Source organism: Paenibacillus barcinonensis (assembly GCF_003217495.1).
Taxonomy (GTDB): domain Bacteria; phylum Bacillota; class Bacilli; order Paenibacillales; family Paenibacillaceae; genus Paenibacillus; species Paenibacillus barcinonensis.
Genome location: NZ_QJSW01000015.1, coordinates 1 through 20,466, shown reverse-complemented (window position 1 = coordinate 20,466; position 20,466 = coordinate 1). Strand labels below are relative to the sequence as shown.

General features: G+C 45.9%; 14 protein-coding genes and 3 CRISPR repeat arrays. Of the genes, 11 read left to right on the top strand and 3 right to left on the bottom strand.

Going from position 1 to position 20,466, the window contains the following annotated elements; translation table 11 throughout:
• The first annotated feature begins 46 nt into the window (after nucleotides 1-46).
• The 3 genes from DFQ00_RS19935 to DFQ00_RS19925 all read left to right on the top strand — a co-directional run bounded on the left by DFQ00_RS19935 (nucleotide 47) and on the right by DFQ00_RS19925 (nucleotide 2,123).
• Nucleotides 47-706, top strand: a complete 660-nt coding sequence (locus DFQ00_RS19935; protein ID WP_110898244.1) for an amino acid ABC transporter permease — start codon at nucleotides 47-49, stop codon at nucleotides 704-706.
• A 33-nt stretch (nucleotides 707-739) separates the two neighbouring features.
• Nucleotides 740-1,495 (top strand): amino acid ABC transporter ATP-binding protein, encoded by a 756-nt coding sequence (locus DFQ00_RS19930; protein WP_110898243.1) that lies wholly within the window; start codon nucleotides 740-742, stop codon nucleotides 1,493-1,495.
• A 286-nt stretch (nucleotides 1,496-1,781) separates the two neighbouring features.
• On the top strand, nucleotides 1,782-2,123 hold the full coding sequence (locus tag DFQ00_RS19925; RefSeq protein ID WP_110898242.1) for a DUF4190 domain-containing protein: 342 nt from the start codon (nucleotides 1,782-1,784) through the stop codon (nucleotides 2,121-2,123).
• Between the two features lie 285 nt (nucleotides 2,124-2,408).
• On the opposite strand, the gene DFQ00_RS19920 is transcribed toward DFQ00_RS19925, so the two are convergent.
• The 3 genes from DFQ00_RS19920 to DFQ00_RS19910 form a co-directional block, all read right to left on the bottom strand.
• On the bottom strand, nucleotides 2,409-4,595 hold the full coding sequence (locus DFQ00_RS19920; RefSeq protein ID WP_110898241.1) for a YhgE/Pip domain-containing protein: 2,187 nt from the start codon (nucleotides 4,593-4,595) through the stop codon (nucleotides 2,409-2,411).
• A 75-nt stretch (nucleotides 4,596-4,670) separates the two neighbouring features.
• Nucleotides 4,671-5,249, bottom strand: coding sequence for a TetR/AcrR family transcriptional regulator (locus tag DFQ00_RS19915; protein WP_110898240.1), 579 nt, complete (start codon nucleotides 5,247-5,249; stop codon nucleotides 4,671-4,673).
• Between the two features lie 800 nt (nucleotides 5,250-6,049).
• Nucleotides 6,050-7,512: direct repeats of the CRISPR family, unit length 33 nt; unit sequence GTCGCACTCCGTATGGAGTGCGTGGATTGAAAT.
• Nucleotides 7,513-8,091: 579 nt separating this feature from the next.
• Nucleotides 8,092-8,322, bottom strand: a complete 231-nt coding sequence (locus DFQ00_RS19910; protein ID WP_110898239.1) for a helix-turn-helix domain-containing protein — start codon at nucleotides 8,320-8,322, stop codon at nucleotides 8,092-8,094.
• A gap of 834 nt (nucleotides 8,323-9,156) precedes the next feature.
• A CRISPR array of direct repeats spans nucleotides 9,157-10,260; the repeat unit is 32 nt; unit sequence GTCGCACTCTACACGAGTGCGTGGATTGAAAT.
• A gap of 224 nt (nucleotides 10,261-10,484) precedes the next feature.
• On the opposite strand from DFQ00_RS19910, the gene cas3 reads away from it, so the two are divergent.
• The 8 genes from cas3 to DFQ00_RS19870 all read left to right on the top strand — a co-directional run bounded on the left by cas3 (nucleotide 10,485) and on the right by DFQ00_RS19870 (nucleotide 20,224).
• Nucleotides 10,485-12,953, top strand: coding sequence for a CRISPR-associated helicase Cas3' (gene cas3, locus DFQ00_RS19905; protein WP_110898238.1), 2,469 nt, complete (start codon nucleotides 10,485-10,487; stop codon nucleotides 12,951-12,953).
• An 81-nt stretch (nucleotides 12,954-13,034) separates the two neighbouring features.
• The gene (gene cas5c / locus DFQ00_RS19900; protein ID WP_110898328.1) at nucleotides 13,035-13,757 is read left to right on the top strand and encodes a type I-C CRISPR-associated protein Cas5c; all 723 of its coding nucleotides are present in this window, start codon (nucleotides 13,035-13,037) and stop codon (nucleotides 13,755-13,757) included.
• The gene (cas8c, locus tag DFQ00_RS19895) at nucleotides 13,754-15,715 is read left to right on the top strand and encodes a type I-C CRISPR-associated protein Cas8c/Csd1 (RefSeq protein ID WP_110898237.1); all 1,962 of its coding nucleotides are present in this window, start codon (nucleotides 13,754-13,756) and stop codon (nucleotides 15,713-15,715) included. The genes cas5c and cas8c overlap by 4 nt, the downstream gene beginning before the upstream one ends.
• Complete coding sequence (gene cas7c, locus DFQ00_RS19890) at nucleotides 15,716-16,588, top strand: type I-C CRISPR-associated protein Cas7/Csd2 (protein ID WP_110898236.1); 873 nt, start codon at nucleotides 15,716-15,718, stop codon at nucleotides 16,586-16,588.
• Nucleotides 16,575-17,234, top strand: a complete 660-nt coding sequence (cas4, locus tag DFQ00_RS19885; RefSeq protein ID WP_110898235.1) for a CRISPR-associated protein Cas4 — start codon at nucleotides 16,575-16,577, stop codon at nucleotides 17,232-17,234. Before cas7c ends, cas4 begins: the two co-directional genes overlap by 14 nt.
• Nucleotides 17,231-18,262, top strand: a complete 1,032-nt coding sequence (gene cas1c, locus DFQ00_RS19880) for a type I-C CRISPR-associated endonuclease Cas1c (RefSeq protein ID WP_110898234.1) — start codon at nucleotides 17,231-17,233, stop codon at nucleotides 18,260-18,262. Before cas4 ends, cas1c begins: the two co-directional genes overlap by 4 nt.
• A gap of 9 nt (nucleotides 18,263-18,271) precedes the next feature.
• Nucleotides 18,272-18,562, top strand: a complete 291-nt coding sequence (gene cas2, locus DFQ00_RS19875; protein ID WP_110898233.1) for a CRISPR-associated endonuclease Cas2 — start codon at nucleotides 18,272-18,274, stop codon at nucleotides 18,560-18,562.
• 183 nt (nucleotides 18,563-18,745) lie between these two features.
• Nucleotides 18,746-19,524: a CRISPR direct-repeat array (repeat unit 33 nt; unit sequence GTCGCACTCCGTATGGAGTGCGTGGATTGAAAT).
• Between the two features lie 178 nt (nucleotides 19,525-19,702).
• A complete protein-coding gene (locus DFQ00_RS19870) occupies nucleotides 19,703-20,224 on the top strand; it encodes a hypothetical protein (RefSeq protein WP_110898232.1) in 522 nt (173 codons plus the stop codon).
• The last annotated feature ends 242 nt before the right edge of the window (nucleotides 20,225-20,466 follow it).

Here is a 20,466-nt window from a genome sequence, read left to right as displayed (position 1 = left end):
TATGCTTCCAAGGAGTGCGGGGTTAACAGATTAGAGGAGACTTCATATGAGTTGGGACTATATATTGACCATTTTAAAACCGATGCTTGAGGGTGCCCAGACCACGATTTTGATGTTTCTGGTTGCCATTATACTGTCGGTACCGCTGGGCTTCCTTGTCACGTTAGCGATGAGAAGCCGGTTCAAGCCTTTGGGCTGGATTGCACATATGTATGTTTATGTGATGCGCGGAACACCGCTGCTGCTGCAAATTTTGTTTTTTTGCTTTGGACTGCCGCTCCTTCCGGTCATCGGAGAATATCTGGTGTTTGATCGAGTTGTGGCAGCGGGAATTGCTTTTGTGCTGAACTATGCAGCCTATTTTGCCGAGATTTTCCGAGGTGGATTGTTGTCGATTGACAAAGGTCAGCATGAAGCTGCGAAGGTGCTTGGATTAACGAAGTGGCAGACGATGGTCAAAGTCATTATTCCGCAGATGATTCGTGTCGTACTGCCAGCAACAGCGAACGAAGCGATCACACTGGTGAAAGATACGGCATTGCTTTACGCGGTAGCTGTGCCTGAGCTGCTGTATTATGCGCAAGCCGCAGTGAATCGGGATCTGCAGTTAATTCCATTTTTCGTGGCGGCCATCATGTATCTGCTTATGACTCTGGTGCTTACCTTGCTATTCAAGGCTCTGGAGAAACGCTTCTCCCATGAATGAATCCAATCTGATTAATCAAAGGACTGTCTGCATATGACATATAGTATAGAAGTAAAACAGTTAAAAAAATCATTTGGCACACTTGATGTACTTAAACAGGTTTCTTTTGACGTGGCTCCAGGTGAAGTAATTGCGGTGATCGGACCTTCAGGTTCGGGCAAAAGCACAATGCTTCGCAGCCTGATCCACTTGGAGGATATCACGGGGGGGACAATTCGTATCCAGAATCAGTCGCTGGTGGACGATGGACGGTATGCGGGTGCTGCTGAGATTCGGAAAATTACGGATCGAATGGGTATGGTGTTTCAGCATTTTAACTTGTTCCCGCATCTGACTGTACTGGCGAACCTGGAGCTTGCACCCAAGACGTTGAAAAAAGAAAGTGCCAGAGCCATTCGCACTCGCAGCATGGAGCTGCTTGCGAAGGTTGGACTATCGGACAAGGCCGATGCGTATCCGGCTAACCTGTCGGGTGGGCAGAAGCAACGAGTGGCTATTGCTCGCGCCTTGATGATGCAGCCCGACATCCTGCTCTTTGATGAGCCAACCTCGGCTCTTGACCCGGAATTGACCGGTGAAGTGCTGCGTGTCATCAAGCAGCTGGCACAGGAGAACATGACAATGATGATTGTGACGCATGAGATGAGCTTTGCTCGAGATGTTGCCGATCGTGTCTTTTTTATGGACAATGGAGAAATCGCTGAGGAAGGACCACCGGAACAGATCTTCGGCGCTCCGAAACTCGCACGTACGCAAACCTTTCTACAACGGGTGGACATGGACCGGTAATGGGAAGAGTGAGTGAGAGTGAAAGTAAGCGTAGGATTAAGAGCTGTGAGTGGTAAGGCAATCGTTGTAACTTAATATAAAAGAGCTGAAGGAAAACACGTAACGAATGCACATAATATGCCTTGTTTACGTGTTTTTTGGTGCTGGGTGCGCAGATTGAAAGGGGCTTTTGGTTAAAGTAGCATCGGAAGTATCATATTTTTTGCTGGAAACCATAAAATGGAAATACATATTTCTGCTTATCGTTTATAATGTGAGAATACAACAATAACAGGGAGGATTTACCATGAATCAACAAGATTACAATAATGCTGATCGTTATTACGATAACAGCTTTGCGCCACCGCCTTATGCAGCACCTCCAAAAACAAACTCGAAGTCAATCGTGTCACTGGTGCTGGGAATATTGTCGGTTGTTATTCCATACATTGGTTTTCTGATTGGGATTGCGGCTATTATTTTTGCATCCATATCCCTTAAAGAAATTCGCATGCGTATGGAGCAGGGGAAAGGGTTGGCTGTTGCAGGACTTGTCTGTGGTATTATTGGCACAGCGCTCTACGCGATTATTATTTTGATTGTGCTTATCGTGTTACTTTATAGCACTACTGTGTATTCTACATACTAAGATAGAAGGCATGAGAAGAAAGCAGATTGTGATGAATTTTCGTTCCAGGCCAGAAAGTTTTCAGCAGGTGTGCCGGGGGCACGTCAAGGGAAACTGACGCAGCAGGGGGCGATAAGGCGATAAAGATGCACTTCAGTAGGTTTCAAGAAACGCCTAATCAACGGATATGCAAAAGGCATATTCTTCGCATCAGGACTTGCTGAAGGTAGCAGGTCAGGATGGGGGAATATGCCTTTTACATTCTTTTTTCTTCGAAAGGGTATTGTCTATGGCAAAATTGGAATATTAGGCTTGCAGTACAGCCTCATGATTCAGACTGTTCTCCTCGGCAGTCCGATGCTTGAGGAAATACGTTAATGTACCCGCCAGGCCAAGGACGGCATAGAGGCATAGCACTCCAATCTGATCCCAGGCAACGTCAAATTGTCCGCTGGAAATAACAGCTTTATATCCGGTTACGGAGTACGTCATTGGCAACCATGGGTTGAACACTTTTAGCCAGTTCGGAATAAGTTCCAGTGGGAACGTTCCTGCGCTGGTGGTGAGTTGGAAGATCAACAGCAGGATGGCAATGAAACGCCCCGGATTTTCCAGCCAGGTAACGAGTGCCTGAATAATGTACATGAAGGTCAGACTTGTTACAAAGCTGAATAACAGAAATAATGGGACACTCTGTACCTTCAGGCCAAGGCCGTATAAAACGAGCCCAGAGGCGAGAAGGGATTGCACCGCGCTCATGATCGTGAAGGCAAGGGTTTTGCTCACAAAACGATTCCAGCCTGTAGCTTCGCTCACACTACTCCCCCGTGTCGGTACAACCAGCGTGGCAATCAGTGCACCAACAAACAGACCCAGTGACAGGAAGTAAGGGGAAAAGCCTGTGCCGTAATTCGGGACCTGATTCAGCTTGTGTTCATCGACCTTCACGGGTTCAGCATACATCTGGACGAGTTCATCGGTTTTGTGCACACTGCTGGTTTGCTCGGCAGCATCATTTAATTTGGTAGCGAGTTCCCCGGAGCCGTCGGTTAATTTGACCGTGCCCTCTTTCAGCTTGCCCGCACCGTCCGCCAGCTTCTGAGATCCGTCTGATAGAGTGGAGACTCCGCCTTCAAGCTTACTTACTCCAGTCAAAAGCTTACCTGCGCCAGCATTCAGCTGCTCTGAACCTGCTGCGAGTTTGGCCCCGCCTGTAGCCGCTTCATGTAATTTGGCGTTGAATTGTTTCAGTCCAGCGGTGAGTTTCTCTTGCCCGCCAGATAACTGAGCGGCGCCCTCTACCAGCTGCTGCTGCCCTTGCACTAGCTGGCTGCTGCCTTGATGGAGCTGCTGCTGTGCGGCTTGCAGCTGCTGACTTCCGGCAACGAGCTGCTGCCCGCCTTGATAGACCTGCTCACTGCCAGCGGCTACAGCCTGACTGGCTGCAAGCAGCTGCTGAACAGCGGGGCTGGCCGCCATCTCAGGGCTGGATTTGGCTAACTGTGCCAGACCTTGGGCGACTGCTTTGGCGCCTTCGCTGACTTTGCCGCTGCCCTCAACAGAGGCCTGCAGTCCGGCAGTCAGCTTCGCACTGCCTTGCTCGGTAGCGGCGAGTCCGGCGTCCAGCTTGGACGCGCCCTCTTGCGCCGCTTGCACGCCGGCATGCAGCTGCTTGCCGCCGGCTGCCGCCTGGGCCGCACCGTCACCCAGCTTGGTGCCGGCGGCGGCTAGTTGAGCGAGTCCACTGGATAGTGTGCTCGCGCCTGTGTGAAGATCACCTGTGCCCTTGGCAAGGGAGGCTGAGCCTTCTTTTAACGTAACTGTGCCGCTTTGCAGCTTGTCTGCACCGTCCGCCAGTTTCGCCAGGTTTTCTTTTAACGTAGCCGCCCCTTCATCCAGCTTGCTTGCGCCGTCGTGTATCTTCCCTGCGCCATCTCCGGCAGTTGCTAAACCGTCCGAAACGTCTTCTACCTTATCCAGCAACGACTCCGTATACGATTCAGTGACTTTGGCAGAGACTTTGGTTCGAATCTGTTTGACTGCCGTACCGCCAATCTGACCCGCCAGGAAGTTATAGCCTTCGTTGGGCTCGTAGATCAGCTCTGCGGGCTGAGGATGCTCATCCATCAGTGTGGTGGCTTTGGCGGAAAAGTCCTCTGGAATGACAATCGTCATGTAATATTTGTTGTCCTTCATGCCTTGCTCTGCCTGTTCGCGGCTGACGAACTGCCAGTTAAAATCATCACTTTTTTTCAACTCATCGACCAGATTCTGACCGACCTCAAGTGATTGGTCATTGTAAACTGCACCCCGGTCCGTGTTCACCACGGCCACAGGTAACTCATTCATTTTGCCATACGGGTCCCAGAAGGCGTTCAGGAACAGCCCGCTATACAATACGGGAATGAACAGCACAACGAGAATTGGAATAAACACTTTTGGTTTGCTGAAGGCGGACCTCAGATCCTGCCCAAACACGCGAAATGATTTCATGTTGTTCTCTCCCTATCTTACGCTAATCCTATGGTTCTATCTCTAGTATGGTATACGTGCAGTGGTGGCGCTTCTCTAGGCAGGAGATAATCCCTTCTGTAGAAAGACACCGACAAACGCTTTAATCTGGTCCTTGTGCATCGAAGGATGCGTTTTGTTCCAATCCGACGTTAACATGACATACAGCTTCAGCAGTACAAACGAAACCAGCTTGGGATCATCCTTGCGAATCTGCTGTAATTCCATGGCACGACTGACCTGACGCTCGAGGTATTCGAGGATGGCTTTTTCGACCTTTTGCAGACCCTCCTTCGCTTGCGGCGTACCGAATTCATTCACCTCCTGAAACAGCTTGATCAGCAGCTCATGCTCCTCCCGATATTCCAGTAAAGAGTCCATACTCTGATGTACGTTATCCAAAAAAGAGTTTTCTTCATTCACCGTCTGCTCCGTGATCTGTTTCATATCGGCAATAATCGAGCGCAGGATCTCATCGAACAATTCTTCTTTATTCTCGAAAAAGGTATAGATCGTTCCTTTGCCCACATTGGCCAGTCTCGCCACTTGCTCCATCGTTGTGGCTTTGTAGCCAAACAGGGCAAAGGATTTCTCGGCAGAGTCCATCACCTGTTGCCTTCGATCTATCGTTTTCACGGCATATGCACCTCCTTGGGGTGTGACATGGTTAATGGGTGGAGCGGGTGACACGTTGAAGCGATGGCGCTACAGATGAAGGATTCGTAAAACAATGTAAATACAGCGATGAGGCTGGATTTGCTTGTGACCACTTTACTATTCTGGTCACTTGGTCGTTATTTAATGTAGCACTTGAGGGAAATGTTGGATGTGAGGTATGTCATAGTGATGAGCTGAGCCTTAGAAGGAATTAAAATGACGGAAGGCGGAGATTAAGTACGAGGATTGAGTCTCTAGAGTGCATCGCACAGTTCGTATAGAAATGAAGTCGCACCTCGAATGAATTTGGATTGAACGGTAAGAGGAAAGCGGGAGTGTGCTACCGATTGGATGGGGAAACAAATGCGCTAACGATCACACAGGGCCTTATTTCGCACGCTAAGTGATGCTCGGAAATCTAACGATCTCCAGCGGCCCTATTCCACTTCAAACCTCCAAAATTTGGCGAAAAACACGTCATTCCAAGTCAATAAGGTGTGTAGGGATCGTTAGAATCTGGGAATGCTCAAAATGGCCCAAATAGCGTCGCTGGGGATCGTTAGGGATGTGAGGCTCAAGCCTGTCTGTGGTGCGAACCCCAAGCTCACATAATTTTCCTGGGGGATTCGCACCAGAAATCGCTCTTTTTATTCCCTTTTGGCAGCAATGTTGTTGAATAATTTAATTTCTTTGTATAAAATTAGGGGATATATTGAGTACAAATTGCGAAAATACGATATTTTTTCATTTGGAAAAATGTTTATACGTTAGTTTTCGCTGTCGCACTCCGTATGGAGTGCGTGGATTGAAATCATGTTTATCGTTCCTCTCTTTGATTACTTGCTGGTCGCACTCCGTATGGAGTGCGTGGATTGAAATAGCTTGGTTGCACCGTTTTTATCACGCCACTCACGTCGCACTCCGTATGGAGTGCGTGGATTGAAATTGCCAGTCGCTTTTGATGTTCCGCAATCGCCAAAGTCGCACTCCGTATGGAGTGCGTGGATTGAAATAGCTCATCATTCGTGATCTGTAGATCGTCATGAGTCGCACTCCGTATGGAGTGCGTGGATTGAAATGTATTATCACGGATTTCGTCCAGCGTAGGCTGTAAAGTCGCACTCCGTATGGAGTGCGTGGATTGAAATATAGCGGAACCATATAACTATATCAACCGATACAGGGGTCGCACTCCGTATGGAGTGCGTGGATTGAAATTACCTGGTTGCTGGCGCAGCTGCAGGAGCTGATCCGGTCGCACTCCGTATGGAGTGCGTGGATTGAAATCACGGTGAGCTATTTAGCTGTGAAGGCTGAATATGGTCGCACTCCGTATGGAGTGCGTGGATTGAAATCGTTTCATATTGCACCTCCATAGTAGGGGAGACCAGTCGCACTCCGTATGGAGTGCGTGGATTGAAATCTCAATGTCCACAAGCTCCATAGCCTTGTCATGAAGTCGCACTCCGTATGGAGTGCGTGGATTGAAATAATCTGATGATGGCTCTCAAGTTGGAAACGTTGTTGTCGCACTCCGTATGGAGTGCGTGGATTGAAATGGTGTCAAAGTAGTCCCTTGCACCGCCCATATTGGGTCGCACTCCGTATGGAGTGCGTGGATTGAAATGTTTTTCCTATAATACCATTACGCGGCCGAGGTTGGTCGCACTCCGTATGGAGTGCGTGGATTGAAATCTGGTTCGGCAGGGATCGAAGGGTTAGCAGCCTTGTCGCACTCCGTATGGAGTGCGTGGATTGAAATTAACTGTGGCTACTGGTTCACTATTTAAATTACATACGAAGTCGCACTCCGTATGGAGTGCGTGGATTGAAATCTACAAACCAGAAGCCTCGTCCTGAAGGTGTAGTGTCGTCGCACTCCGTATGGAGTGCGTGGATTGAAATCTTGGACGCGATTGAAATAATCACATATCTGGGTCGCACTCCGTATGGAGTGCGTGGATTGAAATTTGGTCACAATGTGTATGGAGGAACAGAAAATTTTGTCGCACTCCGTATGGAGTGCGTGGATTGAAATGACCAACAGAAACGCGATACCGTCCATCTTATGGCAGTCGCACTCCGTATGGAGTGCGTGGATTGAAATATAGCGTAAAGGGCGCGCCTCGCCTGCATCAGTCGTCGCACTCCGTATGGAGTGCGTGGATTGAAATCATGCCGGCATTTTCTTTCCATTCTGTTATCATCTGTCGCACTCCGTATGGAGTACGTGGATTGAAAATCGGCCATCATACGGCCCTTGATTTTGAGTTTTTGTCGTCTCCACTTCAAATGGACTGATTGAAATACTGGTGTGGTTGCTTACTTGGAAGGAAAGTAAGGTTAGTAGCTTAAAAAATAAAAAAAGATACTCGTCTGAGTATCTATACACTGGTATAATTTATAATGTACAGCCAATTTGTGGTGGGAAATGGTCATCTCCTGAAAGGAGGTGCACATGAACTTTACTTTCGAACAAGTGATGCTTATAGCAATGTTTGTAATCGCGTTGCTGACATACATTGATCGTAAGAAGAAGTGACCCGCCACAGGTTGACCGCCAGAGGTGGGGTCACTTCACTTTGGATGAGCACTACTCAGAGGTGATCACATCACATAAGCTGTGCAGGAGTAGCCATTGGCGTGGCTACTCTTATTTTCTCTTATTTTTATTTTATTAAACATCCTTGCCACATACAACCCCCACATACATATATTTATTCTTATAAAGTGAAAAGGCTTCTCGTAAAAGTTGACTACATTCCTTCGAGAAGATGTACAAGAACTCCTGAATGAATGGAAATATGTAAAGAGCCCGTAATTAGTTGCTTTTTGAATTAGCAGGGATATATTCCAATAGCTCCCCCGGTGTAACCTTCAACCCTCTACAAAGTGCACCAAGAGTATCATAATCAATACGCTTAGTAGCATTACCTGCCAAAGAAGTAATCGTATTGCGACTTACACCTGTTAATTCGACCACGTCTTTATTTTGTAATCCACGTTCCTTCATGATATCGCCGAGACGGCAGCGGATAAGTAGTTCATTCATGGAATTTCCTCCAGTAAAAATTTTCTGCACAACATGTTGACATGTATTCAAGAAACTAATATGATGTGAATATAAAATAAGTCAATATGTTGACATTGTGACATGTACTAATTGTTTTACTGTAATCCTAACAAAAGGAATTCTCTATAGCAATACAACATGGAGTAAAGTTTATTTGCTTCCACGTAGTCATTACATTTTCTTCTTTTTTTGTGTGTAGAACTTGTGAAGGAGATACGCAATGAAGATATCAGGAAAGTTGAAACTTGCTTCATTAATACATGCTCCATTAGACGACGGTAAAATGATTTTTGTCTGTACCAAGGTTATGTTATAAATGAATGTTATTTTATTTTTCTTGAAGAGAGTTCTGGGGTACTATGGCTTCGTCATGTGTGCAAAGTGGAACATATAGATAATTTATACATAAACGGAGATGGAGGAGGGATTATGCTGGTTGAGCAAACAAGAGGGGATACGACAGAGATAGTTCAAAGGATCGTTGATCGCTTGTCTGGAATGAATGCTCTTACATTTCTTACAGATGTACTATTATGGACTCCAGAACGGGTAGATATGCTTGAAATTGGATCGTTTTCAATAAGAGTTTAGTTTTTTTTCCAAATGGGTTCAAATAAGATGAGTGCGAATGCCAAGCTCACATGATTTTCCTGGGGGATTCGCACCAGAAATCGCTCTTTTTATTCCCTTTTGGTAACATGTATGTTGAATTCATTGATTGTTTTGTATAAAATGAGTGTGAAATCTTGGTTAGAAAGTGCGGAATTACGGAATATTTTTGATTATGAAAATGTTTATACGTTATTTTTCGCTGTCGCACTCTACACGAGTGCGTGGATTGAAATTCCTTTTCTAGCTTTGTCAAATCCCGTTTATCGTCGCGTCGCACTCTACACGAGTGCGTGGATTGAAATACGTTTAGCAACCGACCCCTCCGCAGACAATAACGTCGCACTCTACACGAGTGCGTGGATTGAAATTTTTTCGCCGCCCAGCTAGAGCGAATTTTTCCGCTGTCGCACTCTACACGAGTGCGTGGATTGAAATTGAAGGAAATGGCGCGGATCGCCAAGGGAGCTGGGTCGCACTCTACACGAGTGCGTGGATTGAAATATCCCCTCTACCGTCATCACGATAAATCCCTTCGAGGTCGCACTCTACACGAGTGCGTGGATTGAAATAAAAAACTCGCATCCAGTTATCCAAGTTGGAAAGTCGCACTCTACACGAGTGCGTGGATTGAAATGACATGATCACTGACCTGTCCAAGCTTGTGGTCGAGGTCGCACTCTACACGAGTGCGTGGATTGAAATAGTTAATTTGTTGTAGTCCATCTGTATATCCCTCCTGTCGCACTCTACACGAGTGCGTGGATTGAAATGATCTACCTCCTTGTATAACTCGCTGTGTTTCCGTGTCGCACTCTACACGAGTGCGTGGATTGAAATTATTCCCCCTCGTATGACACGCAGTCGGCGCAAAAAGTCGCACTCTACACGAGTGCGTGGATTGAAATCCACCGCCCCCACCGGAGCCTTTTGGATCTACCATGTCGCACTCTACACGAGTGCGTGGATTGAAATTACCATAAGTGCAGAGATATCTTTTCTTTCCAAGGTCGCACTCTACACGAGTGCGTGGATTGAAATTTTACTTTTAATTTTATTTGTATTTACGATGGTTGTCGCACTCTACACGAGTGCGTGGATTGAAATACTGTCCGACCTTGTGCATATAGGGCGTTTTGTTCGTCGCACTCTACACGAGTGCGTGGATTGAAATTACTCAAACTATCAATAGGTGCTGACGAATTCGGGTCGCACTCTACACGAGTGCGTGGATTGAAATTAAAGTTAACGGTACGGTATAGATCCGATCCCGTGTGTCGCACTCTACACGAGTGCGTGAAATCAAATGTAACCTGAAAAGACATATCTCATTAAAAGAGATATGTCTTTTGTCATCTAATAAAGGCATAAACTACTTAAAACCGACTGAACCTAACAACAAATTACATAATATTCTATAAAAAAGAGATTTTTAGAAGGGAAATATAAGTCGTTGTCGAAATTTAAAGTACAAGTCTTTTAGCCTATGCAATGGGTAGTAAAGTCTTGATAAATCATGGTGGTGAGCATACATGACCTACATTGCGCATATCCGTCAAAAGGATAACGAGATTCAAACAGTACCAGAGCACTTAATTGAGGTGCAGCATGGGGCAGAACAGGCTGGAGAGAAGATCGGAATCAAAAATTTGGCTGGTATTACAGGTTTGTTGCATGATATGGGCAAATTCACTGAGTTATTTCGAGATTATATTCAAGAAGCTGTAGCTAATCCCGACAAACCTCCACGAAAAGGGTCGGTAGATCATTCCACTGCCGGCGGCAAGCTGATTCATGAGCGTTACCATACGATCCATGCCATACCGCAAGCTAAAGTCACAGCTGAATGGATTGCCAATTGCATCATCTCACATCATCAAGGCTTGAGAGATTACATCTCTCCTGATCAAACTTCTCCTTATATAGAACGTGTCGTTACGAAAGAATTGCAACAATACGAACAGGCCAAAGAAGAGTTTTACAAGCACATCCCTCCCGAGCAACTGGATTCACTATTCGAACTAGCCACAGCAGAACTTCAACACTACATAAAGATCATTAAGGATCACAAGCTACCACCCATTACGGGATCATTACTTATGAAATACATGTTTAGTTGCCTGATTGATGCAGACCGAACCAACACAAGATGTTTTGAGGAAAATGAGACCCCAATTCAATCCATAGACTACCGATCATTTTTTGAAAAAAGCTACAGCCTACTGTCTCAGCACTTGACTACGCTTGAACAAGGAAACTATGCCAATACCCCCATCAATCTATTGCGGAGAGAGATGTCTCGCCAATGTGATGAATTTGCACTTCGTCCGTCGGGGGTATACACCCTTTCCATACCCACAGGTGGTGGCAAAACGCTCGCAAGTATGCGCTATGCACTGAAACATGCCATTCAGCACAACAAACAGCGCATTATCTACATCGTTCCCTATACCACCATCATAGAACAGAACGCGGATGAGATCCGGAGCATTTTGCAAAATGATGACATGATTCTGGAGCATCATTCGAACGTTATTGATGATAAGTTTGAAGACCGTCAGGAGGATGATGACGGCGAAGCCTATGAAGTTCGTGCCAAAAACCTCAAGCTGGCCCGTGATCATTGGGATCGCCCAATTATTTTTACAACGATGGTTCAGTTTCTTAATACGTTCTATGCCAGTGGGACTCGTAATGTCAGAAGGCTGCATCAGTTATCTAATGCGGTTATTGTGTTTGATGAAGTGCAATCGGTTCCGGTGCATTGTATCTCGCTTTTCAATGCAGCGCTCAATTTTTTGCATGTGATCGGGCGTTCTAGCTTACTGCTGTGTACCGCGACGCAGCCTGGACTTGATTTTGTCAAACACAAGCTTCATTTCTCGGACGAACCCGAGATTATTCAAGATTTGGACCACGTGGGACGCAGTTTCAAACGCGTTGAATTACATGATCTTACACAACAAGCGCCATCTGGCTGGGGTGCTGAGGAACTTTCTTCTTTTGTGCAGGATCAAATGCGGGAAGTGAACAGTGTGCTGGTTATTTTGAATACCAAAATGGCTGTTCGAAAGCTATTTGAAGCATTAAATGAAGCAGAGTGGCTTCAAGAAGAGGGAGTACAAGTTGTACACCTGAGCACAAATATGTGTCCGGCACATCGGAAAGCTGTTTTTTCGGGCAATGAGGAACAAGAGGGTCTGATTCAACGATTGGCAAAAGGAGAGCGGATCATCTGTGTAAGTACACAGCTGATTGAAGCGGGCGTTAATATCAGCTTCGAATGCGTTGTACGATCATTGGCTGGACTGGATTCGATTGCACAAGCGGCTGGACGATGCAACCGTCATGGCAGAGATGCGATACGCAATGTATATATCGTTCGAGCGGCGGATGAAGTGTTAACCCGTCTACCAGAGATCAAAATCGGTGCAGACAAAACAGAGCGAGTCCTCCAGGAGTATAGGGACAATCCGGCGTCCCTTGGCAATGATCTGTTATCTTCAGCGGCGATTGCTCGTTATTTTGAATATTATTTTTATGAGATTGAAGACAAGATGCATTACCCGATCAAGAAGCTTGAACAGAAAAATTTGTTTGATCTGATGGATCGTAACCGTTATTACGTCGATGCTTATAAACATAAACACGCCAAGCCGCCAGAGGTACTGAATCATTATGCCATCGCTACAGCGGAGAAGTATTTTGAGGCCATTTCTAACAATGCTACAGCGGTAATTGTGCCTTATAGTGACAAAGGGAAGAAGCTAATTCTGGATCTGAATGGTGAATTGGAGCCTAATGAATTAGGGGAACTTTTGCGTGAAGCTCAACAATACACGGTGAACATCTATGATCAGGAACTACGGCAATTAGAGAAAAATGGTGATGTCATACATCTGTTGCACGGTCATGTCCTCGCTTTGCGCGAACCGGCGTACTCCGAACATTTTGGAGTGGAGCCTAAGGGCGAGGGGACTTGGGATATGGCCATGCTTTAACACGAAAAGATGCTTCAGTAGCAGGGAGATTCATGTCACATGTTCTCCCTGCTACATGATACAGAAAGGAGTGAACCAACATTGAGAAATCAGATTGAATTTGAGGTTTCAGGAAGATATGCGTTGTTCACCGATCCGCTGACAAAGCTTGGGGGAGAGAAGTTTTCATATCAAATTCCTACCTATCAGGCGCTCAAAGGCATCGTGGAATCTGTATATTGGAAACCAACGCTGATCTGGATTGTGGACGAAGTACGCATCATGAATCCTATTCAAACCGAATCGAAAGGCATGCGTCCCATTGAATACAGTGGGGGGAACACGCTGGCGTATTATACGTATCTAAGAGATGTTCGTTATCAGGTGAGGGCTCATTTTGAATTTAATGCTCATCGTGAGGATTTAATTCATGATCAGAACGAACATAAACATCACAACATAGCCAAACGAGCCGTTCAGGTCGGAGGAAGAAGAGATATTTTTCTAGGCACGCGTGAATGTCAGGGTTATGTAGAGGCTTGTACATTTGGTGAAGGTGAAGGCTTTTATGATGGTATCGGGGAGCTTGATTTTGGCACGATGCTGCACGGAATTAGCTACCCTGACGAGACAGGGCGCAATGAGCGTGAAGTACGCCTGTGGAAAGCAAAAATGAAAAATGGCATTATCCGATTTGATCGTCCAGATCAATGTACGTTGGTTCGCAAAGCTGGGGAAGGTTCAGCGAAAGTGTTCGACACCTCGAATATGGAGTCGGTGGATGAGCTTCATTCCGAATGGTTTGGAACAGAGGTGAGTGAATGAACTGGCTTGCGAATTTAAGCAAAACCTATGATGACCATGCCAAGGTTGTCGGACAGTTTGAAACGAAGAAGAATGGTAAAGAGTACGCCTTGATTCCAATCTCCCATACCACGCAGACAGCGCATATTGAGGTGCATTTGAATGCATCAGGTGAGATTGTAAACGCGAGGGTTGTAGATAAAAACGATGGTAGCACTATTATTCCGTGTACTGAAGCTGCTGCAAGTCGCACGAGTGCGCCAGTGCCGTATCCGCTTTTTGACAAATTAATGTACGTTGCCGGTGATTACACTTCCTACTGCGGTGAGGTGAAAGGAACTCCCCATCAGGATTATGTAGCTCAGCTTAAAGCTTGGTGCGAGTCACCTTTTAGTCATGCCAAGGTACAGAGTGTGTTGGATTATGTGAGCAAAGGTACGTTGATCGCTGATTTAGTAGATCGGGGTGTGCTGCACACGGATAACCGTGGAAAGTTGCTAGATAAGTGGGTGGCGGGTGCAGAAGATCAGGAGAGTGAAAAACCTAAGATTTTCAATGTTATTGCTTCGGATCAAAGTGGGGCATTTGTCCGATTTCGTGTGAATATTCCAGGGCAGCCCGAATCAAGATTGTGGCGGGATGCATCCGTGCAGCAGTCGTTTATCCAGTTTTATGAGATGAGCTTGCAAGATAAAGATATTTGTTTTGTCACGGGAAATTACTTGCCTGTGGCGGATAAACATGCATCGCGCATACGTCACTCCGGGGATAAATCCAAGCTAATATCGGCCAATGACTCCAGTGGCTTTACTTTTCGAGGACGATTCCGTACCAGCCGTGAAGCCGCCGCCGTCAGTTATGATGTCTCACAGAAAGGGCACAACGCGCTCAAGTGGCTGATAGATAAACAAGGAACGACAATTGATGGCAAAGTTTTTCTGGTGTGGGGCAGTACGAGTCTGAATATGCCGGAACCGCAAAAAGACAACTTTAATCTCTGGGAAGATGAAGACGATGAAGGGATTATAGACGGTGACACAACCCATAAAGAATATGCTTTACAGGTGAGAAAGGCACTATATGGCTTTCGTTATGATGGGGAGTACCAGTCCAAGCATAAAGTAACCATTATGATTGTTGATGCTGCTACACCTGGAAGAATGTCGATTATGTATTATCAGAGAGTCGATCAGAATGAGTATCTGGATCGAATTGCAGTTTGGCATGAAAGTTGTTATTGGTTATATCGAAATTGGAAAAGTAAAGATGGGAAAAAAGTTCGTTCTATTGGTACACCTACTCCCAAGGAGATTGCTTTTGCCGCCTACGGTCAACGTGCCAGTGACAAGATTGTAAAAGGATTAATGGAGCGAATGCTTCCATGCATCATTGATCAACAACCTATTCCATTGGATATTGTTCGTAGTGCTATCCATCGCGCATCTAATCCAGTAGGTATAGAAGATGGCGGATGGGAAGAAACGTTAGGTATTACATGTGCATTGGTAAGAAAACATCACGAGAGTGAGGGATTTGAAATGACGCTTAATACTGAGACGGCAGATCGTAACTATTTATTTGGAAGATTACTTGCCGTGGCTGATGTTCTCGAAGAACGTGAATTAGATCGTGAGAAAGTGCGATCTGAAGGGACTAACAGGAGAGCGACGAATGCTATCCGATATATGAATATATTTTCACAGCGTCCGGAGCGAACATGGAAAATCATCTATGAAAGTCTGCATCCACATCTGACTCGAATGGGCGGGAAGGCTTCTAATTATAACAGACTTATACAGGAAATCAGTGATAAATTCAAAATTGAAGATTTCAATGACAGGCCTTTGTCTGGTCTGTATCTGCTCGGATATTCCAGCCAGAGAAACGACCTGTATACGAGTAAAAAGGATAAAGACTCACTCACAACCACACCCGAAGATCACGAAGAAAACCAATCTAATGAACAAGGGGATAACTAAATGAGTACACTAGATCGCAAAATTGATTTTGCCGTTGTATTGTCTGTTCGTAATGCAAACCCGAATGGTGATCCGCTAAACGGAAATCGTCCGCGTCAGAACTACGATGGTCTGGGCGAAATCTCAGACGTGTGTATTAAGCGCAAGATTCGTAACCGCTTGCTGGATATGGGAGAGTCCATCTTGGTGCAATCGGATGAGAAACGCACGGATGCTCATCGCTCCATTAAAGATCGTGTAGATGCCAATGAACTTGTGCAGGAACATGCCAAAGGAAAAAAACAGAATAAAGAACTGTATGCGGATGCCGCATGCCAGTCCTGGATGGATGTGCGCAGCTTCGGGCAAGTATTTGCTTTTAGTGGGACAGACAGTGTATCGGTTGGTATCCGTGGCCCGGTCTCCATCCATACGGCTGTCAGCAAGAATCGGATTGATATTACGAGCATGCAGATTACGAAAAGTGTGAACTCGGTAACAACGGCGAAAGACCCGGACAAAAAAGGATCGGATACGATGGGAATGAAGCATCGTGTAGATTTTGGGGTGTATGTATTTTACGGAAGTATCAACACGCAGCTTGCCGAGAAAACAGGTTTTACATATGAGGATGCAGAGAAAATTCGTGAGGCACTAAGAACATTATTTGAAAATGATACATCGTCTGCTCGTCCTGATGGCAGTATGGAGGTTCATCAGTTGTATTGGTGGGAACATAACTCCAAATTGGGGCAGTATTCATCCGCCAAAGTACACCGTTCACTGCAAATTGCATTGAAGCCGGATGTCTTGGAACCGAAATCTTATGATGATTACGAGTACACTATCGTGCCGCTGGAAGGCTTGGAAGTTCAGCAGTATGAAGGACTATAACGAAGAGGATTACCTGCTGTTATCCGGCATTCAGCATTTTAACTTTTGCCGGAGACAGTGGGCGTTGATTCATATTGAACAGCAGTGGGAAGATAACGTGCGTACTATCGAAGGAGATCATTTGCATCGTAAAGCAGACGAACCTTTAATTCGTGAAAAACGAGGGGATAAGCTGGTGGTACGGGCATTGCCCGTGCAATCTAGAACACTCGGAATTACAGGCATCTGTGATGTGGTAGAATTTATCCGTGATCCGCAAGGTATATCGCTGGCAGGGGAGGAAGGTTCATACCTTCCTTTCCCTGTGGAATATAAACGTGGTAAGCCTAAACGGAATGACTCGGATCATTCACAATTGGTTGCACAAGTGATGTGTCTCGAAGAGATGCTCTTATGTGAGATACACAAAGCGTATTTTTATTACGATGAGATTAAACATCGGGTAGAAGTCGTCATTACCCAAGCAGATCGGGAACGAGTGCGATCAAGTATCCAGGAGATGAGACAGTATTTTGAACGAAACCATACGCCAAAAGCTAAAGCTGGACCACACTGTCAAAGTTGCTCATTGATCAACATATGTGTGCCAGATATTTTAAATAAACGATCCGTCTCCAGTTACATCGAAAGCAGGTTGAACGAATGAAAAAGCTGCTAAACACTCTATTTGTTACACTACCGGACACATACCTTTCGCTGGATGGAGAGAATGTGCTCGTGAAGCAGGAAGAGCAGACATTAGCTCGTTATCCGCTGCATAATCTGGAAGCTATATGTGCGTTTGGATATGCAGGTGTGAGTCCGGCTTTGATGGGCGCATGCGCAACTCGTAACGTAAGTCTCACCTTTATGACACGTACCGGACGGTTTTTGGCTCGAGTGATTGGGGAGGATCGGGGGAACGTGGTTCTTCGCAAGGAGCAGTATCGTATCTCGGATGATGAGGCGCGAAGTGCGCGGGTCGCACGAAACATGATTACAGGCAAGCTATATAACAACAAATGGATTCTGGAACGGGCCACGCGAGATCATGCCTTACGTATAGACACAGAGCGGATAAAGAAGGTAGCCGGTTCTCTTGGAGAAACGATGAAGCTGCTCCGTGAAGTGGAGCAATTGGATGTGCTGCGAGGGCTGGAGGGCTCGGCGGCTGTGCAGTATAACTCTGTATTCGATGATCTGATTCTTCAACAAAAGGAATCCTTTTATTTTTACGGGCGCAGCAGACGTCCTCCTTTGGATAAAGTAAATGCCCTACTCTCGTTTGCATATACGTTGCTTGCCAATGATATGAAATCAGCACTTGAATCTGTTGGACTGGATGCATATGTTGGATTTTTGCATCGAGATCGTCCGGGCAGGGCCTCCTTGGCGTTAGATATGATGGAGGAGCTTCGGGGTGTGTATGCGGATCGCTTTGTCCTCTCGTTAATTAACAAAAAGATCGTGAATGATAAGGGGTTCTACGTCAAAGAGAACATGGCTGTCATTATGGATGACGATACTCGCAAGAAAGTATTAAAAGCGTGGCAGGAGCGTAAACAGGAAAAGATTACTCATCCCTATCTGAACGAAAAGATACCTTGGGGACTTGTCCCCTATACTCAAGCCTTGTTGCTCGCAAGATATATTCGTGGTGATCTGGATGAGTACCCTCCATTTTTATGGAAGTAGGTGCGGAATATGCTTGTATTGATTACCTATGATGTGAGCACGATGGATCGTGAAGGTCGAAGAAGACTGTCCAGAGTTGCGAAAAAATGTGTGGATCACGGTCAACGTGTGCAGAACTCAGTGTTTGAGTGTATTTTAGACGCTACACAATTCAGGCGTTTGAGGTTTGAACTGGAAGAACTTATTGACAAGGACACGGATAGTTTGCGTTTCTATAATCTTGGTGACAATTACAAAAGCAAAGTAGATCATGTGGGAGCCAAGGACACCTATGATATGGGTGATCCGCTGATCCTTTAGCAAGTGCGAATGCCAAGCTCACATGATTTTCCTGGGGCATTCGCACCTTGAAAAACACTTTTTCGTGACCTTTTGGCAATGAATTTGAGAAAAAATGATATTTGGAAGACAAGTAAATATAAATTAAAGCGGAGATACGTAGGTTGTTTATCAATTGATGGAGTATCTACGTTATTTTTCGCTGTCGCACTCCGTATGGAGTGCGTGGATTGAAATTCGTAATAGCCAGATGTGATCCGGCCTGCTGCTATCGTCGCACTCCGTATGGAGTGCGTGGATTGAAATCGGCTGTCGGCAGATCAAACCACAGGCGTTGTGGAGTCGCACTCCGTATGGAGTGCGTGGATTGAAATTGTGTAAGTTCCAGCAGCCACGGTTATGATTAAGTCGCACTCCGTATGGAGTGCGTGGATTGAAATTCAATGGTTATTGGAGTCTGCATCTCGTGGCCGGGGTCGCACTCCGTATGGAGTGCGTGGATTGAAATTGCTGTGCTGATCTGGTATGAAAAATCCGTTCTGGATAGTCGCACTCCGTATGGAGTGCGTGGATTGAAATTGTCTGGTAATGGTGCCAAACTGGCAATCCGGCCCGTCGCACTCCGTATGGAGTGCGTGGATTGAAATTAAATGGCTCAAGGAATCTGAAGAAAAAGGCGAGTCGCACTCCGTATGGAGTGCGTGGATTGAAATGGAGTCACCTACATGAAGAGTGAGGAACACTTGTAGTCGCACTCCGTATGGAGTGCGTGGATTGAAATAAACGATCCGAGACGCAGACGGCAAGGTATTGTACGTCGCACTCCGTATGGAGTGCGTGGATGAAATCTCCGGCGCGCCGTAGAAGAGGGCTGGAAGCCTGGTCGCACTCCGTATGGAGTGCGTGGATTGAAATACTCACCCCACCCCCAAGGAACTATATTAATCTATGTCGCACTCCGTATGGAGTGCGTGGATTGAAATGTACTTACACAGGAACACAGCCAGAAATGTCGTCGTCGCACTCCATACGGAGTGCGTGCTTTAAACACGCCACGTTTAACCGGGTACATTTATTTCATTCTGTCATGTTTCGAAGGTTGGCGACACATTGATGAATATATTGAGCAGAGCCTACAGGAAAGGGGATGAATGACAAAACATGAACGATGAGTGTATAAAGCAACTCGTTGGTGCAGTCTCTCTGGAACAGTATGTAGTACAGGGAACGTTCCAACGGTGTTTATCTGCCGATGTGCAGATCACACTGGAGCAGGCTAAGGCACAGGCGGATGAGATCTGGAGTGTGAGGAAGGAGGAGTTAGAAGTCATTAGCTTTGATTACGAGGGGTATACAGTGAATATGACATTTCAGACAGATGGATTGCTTCTGTTCGATAGTGTGGATATTTGGGCCAAAGAGGGAGGCGGAACGACGACAGGCTCGTCTAAACCGGGTGCACTGGAGACATTAGAAGGATGGCAACATTATGCGGAAAACGAAGGAATGCAGCTGGAAGGATTTGATATAGGGGATGAGCAGGTATATTTGCTACCGAGCGCGGTTACGTTACACTATCTGAAGCAAGAAAATAAATGGAGGCTGGTTAAGGTCGCGGGGGCTTATCGAAGTGTGGAGCAAGTTAGAGACCGTTTGCAAAACATAGCAAATGCAAGAATGTAGAGCGGCTAAGCTCTAACGATCTCAGGAAACCTTATTAGCTGTTTTTCGTGCTTTCCCAATTCTAACGATCGCCAGTGACGTTATTCAGAAGAGAAACGGCTGAATGTGCTGAAAAGTGGGATGAATGGTGGAAATAAGCCCTCTGAGGATCGTTGCTATGAACGTTTTAGTCAAGCCCAACACAAAAATGATGCAATTTAGCCCGAAGCCCTAAGCGCGGGGGTCCATATGCGAGCGACGGT

Excerpts from the sequence above, each read along its gene's own strand:
- DFQ00_RS19935 (WP_110898244.1), top strand. The coding sequence starts at position 47 with ATGAGTTGGGACTATATATTGACCATTTTAAAACCGATGCTTGAGGGT.
- DFQ00_RS19930 (WP_110898243.1), top strand. The coding sequence starts at position 740 with ATGACATATAGTATAGAAGTAAAACAGTTAAAAAAATCATTTGGCACA.
- DFQ00_RS19925 (WP_110898242.1), top strand. The coding sequence starts at position 1,782 with ATGAATCAACAAGATTACAATAATGCTGATCGTTATTACGATAACAGC.
- DFQ00_RS19920 (WP_110898241.1), bottom strand. The coding sequence starts at position 4,595 with ATGAAATCATTTCGCGTGTTTGGGCAGGATCTGAGGTCCGCCTTCAGC.
- DFQ00_RS19910 (WP_110898239.1), bottom strand. The coding sequence starts at position 8,322 with ATGAATGAACTACTTATCCGCTGCCGTCTCGGCGATATCATGAAGGAA.
- cas3 (WP_110898238.1), top strand. The coding sequence starts at position 10,485 with ATGACCTACATTGCGCATATCCGTCAAAAGGATAACGAGATTCAAACA.
- cas8c (WP_110898237.1), top strand. The coding sequence starts at position 13,754 with ATGAACTGGCTTGCGAATTTAAGCAAAACCTATGATGACCATGCCAAG.
- cas7c (WP_110898236.1), top strand. The coding sequence starts at position 15,716 with ATGAGTACACTAGATCGCAAAATTGATTTTGCCGTTGTATTGTCTGTT.
- cas4 (WP_110898235.1), top strand. The coding sequence starts at position 16,575 with ATGAAGGACTATAACGAAGAGGATTACCTGCTGTTATCCGGCATTCAG.
- cas1c (WP_110898234.1), top strand. The coding sequence starts at position 17,231 with ATGAAAAAGCTGCTAAACACTCTATTTGTTACACTACCGGACACATAC.
- cas2 (WP_110898233.1), top strand. The coding sequence starts at position 18,272 with ATGCTTGTATTGATTACCTATGATGTGAGCACGATGGATCGTGAAGGT.
- DFQ00_RS19870 (WP_110898232.1), top strand. The coding sequence starts at position 19,703 with ATGAACGATGAGTGTATAAAGCAACTCGTTGGTGCAGTCTCTCTGGAA.